The sequence below is a fragment of the Paenibacillus hebaui genome (assembly GCF_051934385.1).
Taxonomy (GTDB): domain Bacteria; phylum Bacillota; class Bacilli; order Paenibacillales; family Paenibacillaceae; genus Paenibacillus.
On the sequence record NZ_CP196836.1, the window covers coordinates 870548 to 883583 of the forward strand.

Annotated in this window: 13 protein-coding genes; 9 read left to right on the forward strand and 4 right to left on the reverse strand. The window is 43.2% G+C overall.

Annotated elements, in window-relative coordinates:
- Positions 1-196: 196 nt before the first annotated feature.
- On the reverse strand, positions 197-277 hold the full coding sequence (locus ACR32F_RS03875; protein WP_353957565.1) for a putative holin-like toxin: 81 nt from the start codon (positions 275-277) through the stop codon (positions 197-199).
- 624 nt (positions 278-901) lie between these two features.
- Between ACR32F_RS03875 and ACR32F_RS03880 the strand changes: the two genes are divergently transcribed.
- Positions 902-2062, forward strand: coding sequence for a cobalamin-independent methionine synthase II family protein (locus tag ACR32F_RS03880; protein ID WP_440116328.1), 1161 nt, complete (start codon positions 902-904; stop codon positions 2060-2062).
- A 118-nt stretch (positions 2063-2180) separates the two neighbouring features.
- Here ACR32F_RS03880 and ACR32F_RS03885 read toward each other — a convergent pair whose 3' ends face one another.
- Positions 2181-2735: a GNAT family N-acetyltransferase gene (locus tag ACR32F_RS03885; RefSeq protein ID WP_440116330.1), complete on the reverse strand. Its 555-nt coding sequence runs from the start codon at positions 2733-2735 to the stop codon at positions 2181-2183.
- An 81-nt stretch (positions 2736-2816) separates the two neighbouring features.
- The gene (locus tag ACR32F_RS03890; RefSeq protein ID WP_440116332.1) at positions 2817-3560 is read right to left on the reverse strand and encodes a TVP38/TMEM64 family protein; all 744 of its coding nucleotides are present in this window, start codon (positions 3558-3560) and stop codon (positions 2817-2819) included.
- A 160-nt stretch (positions 3561-3720) separates the two neighbouring features.
- Here ACR32F_RS03890 and ACR32F_RS03895 point away from each other — a divergent pair, with 160 nt between their 5' ends.
- The 8 genes from ACR32F_RS03895 to ACR32F_RS03930 all read left to right on the forward strand — a co-directional run bounded on the left by ACR32F_RS03895 (position 3721) and on the right by ACR32F_RS03930 (position 11813).
- Positions 3721-4413, forward strand: a complete 693-nt coding sequence (locus ACR32F_RS03895) for a response regulator transcription factor (RefSeq protein ID WP_440116334.1) — start codon at positions 3721-3723, stop codon at positions 4411-4413.
- Positions 4406-5770, forward strand: coding sequence for a HAMP domain-containing sensor histidine kinase (locus tag ACR32F_RS03900; RefSeq protein ID WP_440116336.1), 1365 nt, complete (start codon positions 4406-4408; stop codon positions 5768-5770). The genes ACR32F_RS03895 and ACR32F_RS03900 overlap by 8 nt, the downstream gene beginning before the upstream one ends.
- 50 nt (positions 5771-5820) lie before the next feature.
- Positions 5821-6399 (forward strand): DUF4256 domain-containing protein, encoded by a 579-nt coding sequence (locus ACR32F_RS03905; RefSeq protein ID WP_440116338.1) that lies wholly within the window; start codon positions 5821-5823, stop codon positions 6397-6399.
- 316 nt (positions 6400-6715) lie between these two features.
- A complete protein-coding gene (locus ACR32F_RS03910; RefSeq protein ID WP_440119674.1) occupies positions 6716-7279 on the forward strand; it encodes a DUF421 domain-containing protein in 564 nt (187 codons plus the stop codon).
- An 11-nt stretch (positions 7280-7290) separates the two neighbouring features.
- On the forward strand, positions 7291-8592 hold the full coding sequence (locus ACR32F_RS03915; RefSeq protein ID WP_440116340.1) for a chloride channel protein: 1302 nt from the start codon (positions 7291-7293) through the stop codon (positions 8590-8592).
- Between the two features lie 289 nt (positions 8593-8881).
- Positions 8882-9697: an AAA family ATPase gene (locus ACR32F_RS03920; RefSeq protein WP_440116342.1), complete on the forward strand. Its 816-nt coding sequence runs from the start codon at positions 8882-8884 to the stop codon at positions 9695-9697.
- Between the two features lie 30 nt (positions 9698-9727).
- A complete protein-coding gene (locus ACR32F_RS03925) occupies positions 9728-10435 on the forward strand; it encodes a DNA alkylation repair protein (protein WP_440116344.1) in 708 nt (235 codons plus the stop codon).
- Positions 10436-10640: 205 nt separating this feature from the next.
- Positions 10641-11813 carry a DUF4317 domain-containing protein gene (locus ACR32F_RS03930; RefSeq protein WP_440116346.1) on the forward strand — a complete coding sequence of 391 codons (1173 nt, stop codon included), beginning with the start codon at positions 10641-10643 and terminating at the stop codon, positions 11811-11813.
- A 148-nt stretch (positions 11814-11961) separates the two neighbouring features.
- On the opposite strand, the gene ACR32F_RS03935 is transcribed toward ACR32F_RS03930, so the two are convergent.
- Entirely contained in the window at positions 11962-12903 is a 942-nt protein-coding gene (locus ACR32F_RS03935) for a helix-turn-helix domain-containing protein (RefSeq protein ID WP_440116348.1), read from the reverse strand.
- Between the last annotated feature and the right edge of the window lie 133 nt (positions 12904-13036).

The following is a 13036-nucleotide window of genomic DNA, read 5'->3' on the forward strand; positions in this document are numbered from 1 at the left end:
CTACTTACTCTACACAAGTAAAGTTAAAAATTGAAATCCCCATTCGTCATGTTATAATAGGGGCATGAACAGCTTATAATGCAAAGAGAGCCGTGCGGTCAACACGACTCTCCACGCAATAGCCGCTTTTAAGGGCGGTGGGCTTAACAAGAGATTATACGATCAAGTAGACCGCAACCTTTGCACGGTGGGCGGTCTACTTGTGTTTATTGGACAGTAGCGCTACTATCAGCAAACCAAAGGTTAGCATCAGCATAATCGCTTCAAATACTGTCACAAGGCATCACCTCCCTTCCGGGAGATTAGCCGACCGCCCATATAAGCCTTTCTATTGCTCTGCGATTAAACCATAATATTCCTTTTGGTTGTGCATCACTATAACAGCTGACTGCTTATGTTTAGATTTTAACTAAGGGCTAGTGCTAATCAAAACTGAGACTCCTACTATAGTTGGAGTCTTTTTTGTTGTTGAAATATATAAATTGAACTTAACATTTACACGAGAACGGAGAGGACAGAAATAACCTGAAAAAGCGGAGCTAAAAGCTTTCTGAAAGAAAGCTGCATCGTAAGCATAAGCTTCGCCTTTATCCCCGGATTTTCCCTTTTAAAAAAGGGAATCAAAAAAATCTGGGGATAACAGCGATTGGAAGGTTGTTCTGTCATCGTAGTGGCAAGTGTAAATATTCTTTAGTTCAATTTATATGATTATGTAGTGACTCAGGATTTGAAAACATGCATAAAAAAAGAGAAAAGTAACATAAAGTAAATGGAGCAATAAATAAGGAATGAATTATTTGTTTGCTATAGCTTATAGCTATAACCAGTTATGGTTTTTAAGTATCTGATCTGACCCCATTCGACATGATATGATAATGGTATACAACGAGGGGGTTTTTACATGACTGATAAGTTCCAGATCGTAGGGAGTTTGTTGCGGCCCGATGAGCTGCTGAAATATAAAACGCAAATTGAACATAATGATGATATCCAATATCCGTTCTATGAAAACTTTGAAGGTTATGAGAAGTGCGAGGCGGAGGCAATCAAACAGGTTGTGAAAAAAGAAATCGAGCATGACCTGTCGATTATTACAGATGGTGAGTTTTCCAAATCGATGTGGCATCTGGATTTTGTGTGGGGTTTTGGCGGAGTTGAGCGTTATATCGCGGATCATGGCTATTTTTTCAGAGACGTTGATGGAACTTCGAAATATGAAACACGCAAAGATATTGGCCTTCGCATTACTGATGAATTGAGCGGAAAGAATCATCATTTCCTTAAAGTATTCAAACAGTTGCAAGATACGGCGGGCGATCAGCAAACGAAACTTTGCGTACCGTCACCATCCCATATTTTCGGCGAACTTTCCTGGTCGGATAACATTGGCGGTACGGATTCCGTTTATCAGAACAAACAGGAACTCAAAGCGGGCCTTGTGAGCGCCTATAAGGAATTTGTGGAGGAATTCGCTGCGGTGGGCGGCAAAATTCTGCAATTCGATGATTGCTTGTGGGAGCTGTTTGCAGACGATAACCCGAACTCTCCGTTTACAGGGGAGCACATTGATCAATCGGAAGTACAAGGTCTCGCTACCGAATTTATTGATATTAACAATACCGTGATTGACTTCGGTCATAGCCTGGGCTTGAAAATGTGGACACACAACTGCCGGGGGAACTACGATTCCCGCAACATGGGTGGTGGATCGTATGCGAAAATTGCGAATCTGTTCCTGAAGCAGTTGAAGTATGACCGTTTCTTCCTGGAGTGGGATGATGACCGTGCAGGTTCAATTGAGGCATTGGAAGTGTTCAAGGACAGACCTGAAACGGAAATTGTATTAGGCTTGCTGTCTTCTAAAACGAGTACACTTGATGATGAAGCGCGCGTCATTCATTTGCTTAATGAAGCCTCCAAAATTATCGATAAGGATCGGCTGCTGCTTTCGCACCAATGCGGATTTGCGTCCTGCGATGGCGGTAACGAGCTGAGCGAAGCCGAGCAATGGGCAAAGATCGATCAAGGTCAACAGATTGCCAAGCAATACTGGGGCAGCTAGACAATAAAAAATGATATGAATATAAACGGCGACCTTTTCCCGGAATTCAATCAGGGGAGAGGTCGCCGTGTTTTTTGGAATGGTTCCTAGTTATTCAATGTTCAATGTGATAAAATGATTATTTTTGATCTGCCCGTTGCGCCAGCCATTCTTTTTTTAGTAATGCATATTGATAAGTGTTCTCGTATTTGGGAGTGCCGTCTTCATATTTGGTAAAGGAGATAAACTCTTTGAAAAGGCCTTCTTGGCGCATGCCTAATTTCTCACACAGCTTCTGTGACCGGAAGTTATCGTCCTCGACATAAGCGTACACTCTTCTTACTTCCTGTTGCGTAAAGAGATACTCCACGAAGGCATTCGCGCTCTCACTTGCGTACCCTTTCCCTTCATATCTGGCATTAAAATTCCATCCAATACCATACGTATCCGAATCTCGTTCTTCCTTCATACCAAACAGCTCTCCAATTAGCTCGTTGCTCTCTTTCAGACAGACCGCGATATACTCGTCTTTACGGCTGCGTTTCTCAATCTCCTTTACAGCGTCCTCCAATGTCGAGACCTTATGATCCATAAAGCAGTTCACTCTCGGGTTGGCTGTGTACTCCAATAATCCTGGTGCGTCGGTTGCGGTAAAATTTCTTAATATCAATCGGTCCTTTTCAAGTGTTTGCATGAATAATACCTCCAATGATGATCTGAGCAGAATGATCGTTTTTTGTATATCTTTTAGTATCCTTTTTTTGTTACTACATTTCTACTCTTTGCTAAAGCTGGGAATTGCCTTGGGTTTGGCAGAAGGACTGGTCCCTTTCGTTTCCTCCACCTGTGAGAATAAGTTCATCAATTTATCTTTATAGATATATCCGAGCACGAAACCCATAACAGCGATGACGGATATGATAATCGCGATGCTGTATTGTTGCATATGAATGGTGGACCCCACAGCGGCAGATGCGATGATCCACGGCAGACGACCAACCAGAAGGATCGTGAAGAATCTTAACGAACTCATGGATGTAAGAGCGGCAACAAATACGAGCATGTCTTTTGGCAAACCGGGAATCAAAAAAAAGATAAATAAAAAGGCAGAGAACTTCTTCTCATCATGGATAAACGACATCCACTTATAATTTTTCTTATGCAGCAGCCGTGAAATATAAGCGCGACCGATCAAACGAGTGAAATAAAAAGCAATCGCTGAGCCTAATACCAAGCCTATTGTAGTATACAAGGACCCAAGTGCAACCCCGTAGATATAACCGCCTGCAACCTGTACAACTTCTCCTGGAATAGGCGCAACCACGATCTGAAGAATCTGGAATAAAATAAACATGACTGGGCCCCAATGACCTGTTGAATGAATATACGCTCTGAAATTGTCCATGGACGACATGATTTTGATCATGGCAGGAAAATAATAGACCAGTAGACCAATGGACGACATGATGAACAGACCCAACAGTATGTTAATGATTATTTTTTTTGAAGGTTTTGGCATAGCTGACGACCCCTTTGTGTAATGACCTCTACATAATTTACAGTATAAACCGAAATCATTAAGAGTTACCTACATAACTTCTGAAGAATTCTTAAGTCGATTGTATTTGCTGGTAGTCGCTAATAGCGCATATTATACTGAAATTAGACGGAGGGATCAGATGAGCAAGAAAATTCTAATTGCTGACGATAACAGTGAAATTCGAGAAATTGTAAGGATTTTGTTAGAGAGCGAGGATTATGAAGTCATTGAAGCGATAGATGGTCAAGATGCGATTGATAAAGTGAATGAAGAGACGGATCTCATTATTTTGGATATGATGATGCCCAATAAATCAGGACTGAAGGCGTGTTTGGAGATTCGTGAAAAAACAAGCGCACCGGTCCTGTTTCTTACCGCGAAAACGCAGGATTCTGACAAACAATTGGCATTTTCCTCAGGCAGTGATGACTTTTTGTCCAAGCCTTTTTCCTATACAGAACTTGTTTCGAGGGTGAAGGCTTTACTGCGGAGGTATTATGTTTATCGGGGCAAGGAGAAGACAGAAGAAGCGGACCAAATTATCGTTAAGGATCTTACGGTCCATCAGGATGCCAAAACCGTGTTTGTGGGGGCGAAGGAAATCGCTTTAACTGAAATTGAATACCAGATCTTGCTCCTGCTGGCTAAGAAACGACGTAAGGTGTTTTCGGCGGAAAACATATATGAGAGTGTTTGGGGGCAACCCTACTTTTATACTTGTAATAACACGGTCATGGTTCATATTCGTAATTTGAGAGGCAAACTGGAAGATGATCCACAGAACCCTAAATATGTGCAGACCGTTTGGGGGAAGGGGTACAAAATTGAATAGATTGTTAATGGGGAAAAAGCTGAAGATTAAACTGGTTCTGGCAGTTGTAATTTCTTTGGTCATTTCCATAAGTGCATTCGTCATTTTACAAGTTGTTGGTGAGACTGTACTGGATAGTTATTTAAGCAAATCCACCTTTGTAGAGAACAGGCAGAAAGATGCGCTTGATCGATTCGAAGCATTTGTGAATAACCAAAACGTGTCCACCGGTGATCATGAGCAATTGTCTGCATGGATAAGTCATGAGCGATACTTAAATCTGTATATTTTTGCAAAAGACCAATTGATTTTTTCCTCCAACACGGAGATTGATCCTGCCATCAATGAAGAGCTTTTAACTCAGTTCGTACCATCGAAAATACCCATCACCACCATCCACTTTGCGGATCAGGAAGCCCAGATATACTTGGTTAGCTTTTATGAGTATCAATACTACAACCTCATTCTGATTATTGGTGTTTTCATAGCGGCCATTGTGTTTATTGTTTCCTTTCTGCTGATGATTAATAAGAAAACATCTTATATTGGCAGGCTTGAACAAGAGATCAAGATACTCGAAGGTGGAAATTTGGATTATTCGATTACGATATCGGGAAAGGATGAACTGTCATCTTTGGCCCAGAGTATTGATGAGATGCGGAAATCATTTGTGGAGCGTCTCGGTAGCGAGGAGAGAGTGAGGATGGCCAATCGCGAATTGATCACGGCGATTTCCCATGATTTACGCACTCCACTCACGATTCTGCTGGGATATATGGACATCATAGAGCTCAACAAATATAAGACACATGAGGATCTGTTGCAGTATATTCATAATAGCCGGGAAAAGGCCTATCAGATCAAAGTGCTGTCGGACAAACTATTCGAATATTTTACAGTATCCTCTGCCGCTGAAGAAGAAGTGGAATTTGAAATCTATGAGGGCAGAGCGCTTATCGATCAACTCGTTGATGAGCAACTAGTGGTTTTGGACCATATAGATGTTCAGGTTCAGACAGATGCAAATCATGAGAAGTTTTTGCTGGAAATCAATCTGGTCGCTATTCGTCGTGTATTCGATAACATATTTTCAAATATTCGAAAATACGCCGATCCAGCGCATCCCGTTCATATCCAGGTTTCTTTGAAGCAACAATGGGTCATGCTTGAGGTAGAGAATAAGATTAAACGTGTTGGCAAAAAGAAAGATAGCAACGAAATTGGACTCGTTAGTTGTCAGAAAATGATCCAGCAGCACAACGGGACGTTGACGGTATCGCAGGAAAAAGATACCTTTTCACTACAGATTGCGCTACCTGTCATCTTCAATAAATCAGCACAAACGATGTACGACAACATTACTCTTGATCCGCAATAGCCGCTTTAAATAATTCAACAATTTTATTCCTATTGAAGGGAGAACTGTAGATGACAACAAGCCCAATTGGAAGCGAGAGGGAGTTATCGCCGGAACAATGTGAGGGACTGCTCCAAACCTTGAAAGCGCGTTTTGAGAAAAACATGAACCGTCATCCAGGTATGGAATGGTCAAGCCTGCAAGCCAAGTTTGAAGCTCAGCCTGAAAAACTGTGGTCGCTCCATGAAATGGAGAGCACAGGTGGTGAACCGGATGTTGTGGAGTTTGACAGTGAGACAGGTGAATATCTTTTTGTGGATTGTTCCGCAGAAAGTCCCAAGGGTCGCAGAAGTGTCTGCTATGACCGTGAAGCACTGGAGTCCAGGAAAGAACATAAACCAAAGAATAGTGCGGTTGACATGGCAGCGGACATGGGCATTGAGCTTTTAACAGAAGAGCAGTACCGGGAGTTGCAAAAGCTGGGGAATTACGATATGAAAACGTCGAGTTGGGTGATGACACCTGCTAATATTAGAAAACTGGGCGGAGCCATTTTTTGCGATCGTCGCTATGACACGGTGTTTGTCTACCATAATGGAGCAGAATCCTACTATGGCGCAAGAGGATTCCGCGGTGCGTTAAGGGTCTAAACAGTGTAAAAAATAAAAATCGTTCGATTAGATACCTCAGCTCGCATTAACCGGGCTGAGGTATCTTTGTGATGCTGTTTGTCGGTATTCGTTCCATGACAAGCCACCCAAACACGCTGTATAGCGGTAGTTGTCGCTTTTTGATCATCAGCACGTATGAACGTCTTGGAGTAGGTGTACCATGCGGTGTCTGCGTTCACGCAGGACGAATAATATTGGATATACATACAGATAATAGGCTCGATTCGACGAAAAGGAGGGGAGCGCACTGGATTTTCATTTCATTTGGAAAGCGGTTGTCATCGTCGTGGGTGGCGTGCTTATTTTGCGATTTGCCGGAAGAAAGTCAATTTCCCAGCTCACCGTTGCTCAGACGGTTTTGATGATCGCGGTAGGTTCATTAATCATTCAACCCGTAGGTGACCGTAACATTTGGATTACGATGTTAATTACGATATTAATGGTCATCACTCTTATAGGTATTGAGTATATTGTTTTGAAATCCGATGCGCTTGAGACGTTTCTGTACGGAAAATCAAAAATGGTGGTCGAGTATGGAAAAATAAATGAGAGAAATCTAAGGGAATTACGGTTATCGGTAGATATGCTTGAAGTGCGTCTTAGGCAACAGGGCATCCAAAAGATAAGTGATCTGCAATGGGCTACCATAGAACCAAATGGACAATTGGGTTATATGTTAAAGCCTGAAAAGCAGTATGCGACCAAAGAGGACATTGACAGACTGAGTACGATGTTGCAGGCGAGTATCCCCCAGCTGTCCATTCCTTTGCCAGGTACCGAGGCTACAGGGTCTGGGCAGCTTTTCACGGAAGTCCAGACTAACCAACATATCGTTGAACCACCTAATCGACTGAAATGAGGATCTGGCATATGGAGGAAATGGGAAAGTACAAGCATATCACTAAGCTTCTAATGGAATGGATATTCTTGGGGGGATTAATCGGTGCTGCCGTGGGTTCAACGACTGCGTTCCTTTTGGAAACCAATGATTATCTGGGGAAGATTAGAGAAGGCAACGGATGGTTGATCGGACTGCTCCCGCTGGGCGGTATTGCATTGGGCTATATGTATATGAAATTTGGAAAAACCACGATAAACAACACGTTGCATGACGCAGCCGAGGTGAATAATCTGGTCATCGACGCAGTTCATGGCAAAAAGCAGGTTCTCCGAAGAATGGGACCCATGGTATATTTGGGTACGTTCCTAACTGTTTTTCTGGGTGGTTCTACAGGAAGAGAAAGTGCAGCGATTCAAATGGGAGGAAGTGTTGCGGAAGCTGTAAATCAATGGTTTAAGTTAAAAAAGGCCGACGCAAAAGTTATTTTGATGAGCGGAATAAGCGCCGGATTTGGTGCAGCCTTTGGAACTCCTATATCAGGCGCTGTGTTTGGGATGGAAATGGCTGCCTTGGGTAAGTTGAAGTTTGAAGCAATCGTTCCTTGTCTTGTAGCCAGCTTCGTCGGTCATTATGTGACGGAAGAGGTTTGGCATGTAAAACATGAACAATTTATCATTCACACACTACCTCATCATTCAATGCTTACCTTCGCAAAAATTATACTCGTATCCGTTATTTTCGGTTTATTGAGTGTTTTTTATTGCCAGTTAAGACACGGAATTCAAAAATTCTCAGAGCGCCTATTCAAGAAAAATCATATGAAACGAGCTTTTGTCGGCGGGTTAATCATTGTAGCGTTGACCTTGTTAGCCGGCTCCCAAGATTATAATGGTCGAGGTTTGCATATACTTGAGCAATCGTTCAAAGAAGACGTCGCTCCATATGCTTTTTTGGCTAAGCTGTTATTCACTGCGGTGACGTTTGGAGCCGGATTTGTTGGTGGTGAAGCCATCCCGTTATTTTATATGGGTGCAACATTGGGGAATGCCTTGCACGCTATAATGGGTTTGCCGTTGGCATTCCTCGCTGCTCTAGGTTTGATCGCTGTGTTTTGTGGCGGTGCCAATACCCCTATAGCCGCCTTTCTGTTGTCCATGGAGCTATTCAACGGAAAAGGGATGGAGTATTTTTTTATTGCTTGCATTGTAAGTTACATCGTATCAGGACACCATGGCTTGTGGCCTGCTCAAACGGTGTATGAGCCGAAGAGCCGCCTATATAACGTCACTAATGGGGATACCATTGGCATCATAGAAAAAAGAAAAAAATGATACGGCAAATGCCGTGAGCTAAGTCACTTGAATTTAATGCGATTAGACCAGTCATACAATTTGGGCAAGCTGACGCTGTTTATAAGTGAATGAGAGCGAAGACGAAAGACCCTGACCAAGAAAGAGGACAGGGTCTTTCGTCATATGAATCATCGATCTGTTGTTTGCTGTGATAGAATAGAAATAATTTGTAATTGATAAAAGCAGGGAATCACGAATTGAGTCCAGAAAGCGCTAATACGTGGAAATGGATTGGATTTTAACCCTGCGGAGCATAAGGAGTGAGCCGATGGTTTATGTAAGCAACTTCAGACTTTCTTCTCACATTGCAAGTAATCCCAATATATATCCAGATCATGTATTCAAACACTTGGCTGGGGAAGTTTTTCTTTTTGATCGAATCACCGTGTTATACGGAAGTAACGGCTCAGGCAAATCCACCTTGCTGAACGTAATCGCTAACAAATTGGGAATCGCGGGTTCTGAACGGATGACGAGCTACGGTCACAGTATCTATGTACAGCGTTTTCTCGAGATGAGCAGTTATGAACTTGCTTGTGACGAACAGGAGCGTGGCATCAGGCAACTGCCGGAGGGTAGCAGGTACATTAAGTCAGAGGATATTTTATATGAAATCAAAAAAATACAGCAAGCAAGTGTTCTTCGCGAAGACCTTATATATGAACAGATTAAACAAGGAATGAGCAAGGCTGAGGCAGAAGAATTTGAACATTCCTATGAATTCAAGAAAAAGCTGGAGAACATTCAATTCTCTCAGGAGAAATACTCTAATGGGGAAACCTCCATGCAGTTTTTCGAAGAATATTTGCATCCCGGCCAATTGTATTTATTGGATGAACCGGAAACCTCTCTTTCTCCCGCTAACCAAATCAAGTTGGCAGAGCAAATTAATGAACTGGCGCGTTATTTTGACAGTCAATTTATTGTGGCGACCCACTCGCCTTTTGTTTTGGGGACGCTCCATGCCAAAATTTATAATCTCGACGGAGCGATTTTACAAACGGCAGAGTGGTTCGAACTGGACAATGTGCGATTTTTCCACCAGTTTTTCGACAAACATAAGCGTCTGTTTGATCAGGCATAAAAATTTAATAGGATTGAGTGGTGTTGCGAAGTGAATCTGGATAAAGTGATGCAAGAGCTGGAGGCGCTAGGCAAAGAACGAACGAAAAAAATGTACATGTCTAATGGAGCACACGAGCCGCTCTTTGGCGTGGCAACCGGGGCGATGAAACCCATCGCGAAGAAAATAAAAAAGAATCAACCTTTGGCGGATCAACTATACGCTACTGGGAATTATGATGCCATGTACTTCGCCGGGATCATCGCCGATCCTAAAGCAATGACCAAAGCGGATTTTGAGCGTTGGATGGATACGGCTTATTTTTACATGATCTCCGACTATATCGTTGCCGTCACGCTTGCCGAGACGGATATTGCTCAAGAGGTTGCCAATGCATGGATTGCAAGCGGGGATGAGCTGCGAATGTCAGCAGGCTGGAGCTGTTATTGCTGGTTGCTCGGTAGCCGTCCAGATCATGAATTTGAGGAAAGTAAACTGAACGATATGCTTGGACAGGTACAACAGACGATTCACGAATCACCTGAACGCACCAAGTATGCCATGAACAACTTTCTGTACACCGTTGCCGTATCCTACCTTCCATTGCATGATCAGGCAGTGGAGACGGCCAAGGCTGTGGGACCTGTCGAAGTTAACAAGGACAAATCCAAGAGCAAGTTCCTGCAAGCTTCCGATAATATTCAAAAGGCTGTGGATAAAGGGCGTACCGGGTTCAAACGTAAATATGTAAGATGCTAAAATGATCGCTGTATCGTCAGTTAGATTGTTGTCATTAAATAACGAGAAAAGGCGCAAGGGAATCATTTCCGACGCGTCTTTCTTTTTTGGTGCTGAGCCTTGGCGTGTCAATGTAAATGTTCTTTAGTTGAACTTATCTAGCGAAGGGTTTTTATATCGTTTATACTTGTAAAGCCAATTTACTTGAGGAGTTGTCTAACCAATCATGAATAAAAAAGAAGTCGCGCATATACGCAAGCAGTTTAAACTAGACCATGATTTACTGAACATTAATGATATTCTCAATGTGTATATTACGAAGGAAACGAACGAGGTCTATCATTGGGAGCGCCATCCGTTTGAGCTGGTGGATCGAGAGAAGCAGGAGCTGTACATGGGCAATTTCAAAAAATTGCTGACTGGTGAATTGGATCAGAAATTGTTTGAGTTGAGGTTTCAGGAGCAGGCGGAGGAGCCGGCCCAGGTCATGCTTCACCAGGCTCTGGTAACAGGTGATCCAGACGAATGGCAGGACCTGATGCTGCTGCTCGTGGATCGAATGCTGGTAGATGCGAAGTATGAACGGGATATGGTGGTCACATTCGTTCGTGGACAGTATTACTTGCCGACCAAGGCCCGTAACGATGAAGCCGAAGAGAGCGAGAAGAACGAAGTGTTCGCACATCCGTTCATTCTGTGCAGTGTGAATTCTACGGAGAAGCAGCGTAAAACGCTCTTGTTTGATTATGTGGAGAGAGAATTTAAGTACAATGTCATTGTTGATCCAATTATCAAATTAAGCACACCGGAGCAAGGTTTTCTGTACCCGAGCGTGACGGACAATTATTCCGATGTTAATCGTATTTTGTACTGCACAGGGAAATCGAATTTTCCGGATCCGCATTTTGTCGAACAGGTCTTGAACGGGGAACGATCCGTGACAGCATTGGAAGAACGTGCGATCTTTGAAGACATCGTGAAGGAACTGACTGGCGAACAACTCGACGCAAGCACCCTCGCCCATGTGTATGAGGAGATCAACAGGGTCATCGAAATCAATGAAGAGTCACATGAGGAAGAACCTCCGAAGCTCGATTATAAAGATGTGGAACGTGTGCTAACCGCAAGCGGTGTAGAGGATCTGACGTCGGAGAAAGTGGAACGGGCATTCGAGACGATCGTGGACGATAAGCACTATGAGTTGAAGGCGAACAGCGTTATGCCAAAATTCACTTCGAAATCCATTAAGATTGATACCAAAGTAGCCACGATTTCGGTCAGCCCGCAGGATTTGAAGTATGTGAAACAGGTGAATTATCAAGGTAGACGGTGCATCATGATTGAGGTCGATGAAGACGCCGTAATCGAAGGGTTCACGCTCACGACAGAGATACTTTAGAGTCCTTTGACAGCAATAGTCCATTTTTCGTATTGAAATGATAGAAAGAACGCCCACAGACGCTCGGGAATGGCTCCCGAAGCGTCTTTTTTGTATGTAGGCCAGGTTGGAACACAGAACATTTACCCTAGCACGTTTTACTACGATTTTACACCCACCCCGTAAACTCCAATATGGACGCTTTCGCAGATTGCACTTCGGATTTTGCCCCTTTACGCCAGTGTTTGGGTGACTCCCCCATAAGCTTGGCAAAGCAGCGGTTAAAGCTGGAAATGGAGTGAAACCCGGCTTGCTCCGAGATCGACAGGATGGAACGTTCCGTGCTTTTTAACTGTTTACAGGCCTCTTCAATGCGAGTGCTGTTTAGAAAATCGAGCGGTGTCGTGCCCATGATTTCATGGAATTTTCTTCGAAAATGAGTAGTGCTTAAATGGCACAGATCAGCCAAGAAATCGATGGTCATGGGTGTCATATAATTTTTGGTGATATACTCCAGTGCCGGAGAAATGACGAGATCGCCTTTCAGACTATGTTCGGATTCGGATTGTGCCAATGGCTCATTCCTGGAATGAATTCGAAGGAGTTCGATATACAGAGACAGCAGTAGGCCGTAGGCACTTTCCTGATAATAGGGATTCTGATGTTTTAATTCATCCAATAACGATGTTGCAAGCATGTATACCTTGGGGTGTTGTTCCTTATTCAGAATACAGTTAGACCCCTGCACAGCCAGCAAATTCGGCTCGAAGTCGCTATAAGCACTTTTGAATGTATGTTGAAACAGATCATCTGGCGAAAAAAAGATATACGACCATAGGCTCGCGTTATTGGGCGAACTGTAAGTCGTGTGAGGGAGATATCGGGGAATGAAGGTCACATCGCCTGCTTGAAAGGGTACAGATTCACCCTTGATCTCCATGATACCGCTATCTGAATGACAGATGCCAATCTCAAGAAGGTTGTGGAAATGAAGATGTTCGCTTTTGATATCGGAGATCTTCCAACGTTCTCCGCTTAATAACAGGATAGGGAAGTTTATGGGCAGGCTGTAGTGACGGTATTCAATGACAGGCTTCTTTGGTTTGGGCATATTCGGTGCTCCTATTCATAAATGATTGAAATTGCGCAGTTTTGTTGTGAATATGCTTAGATTGAGACCATTTTACTGCGTACAATGGAATAAGTAAAGCGTTTACAATAAGAACGGACAGCTCTCAGGGCAC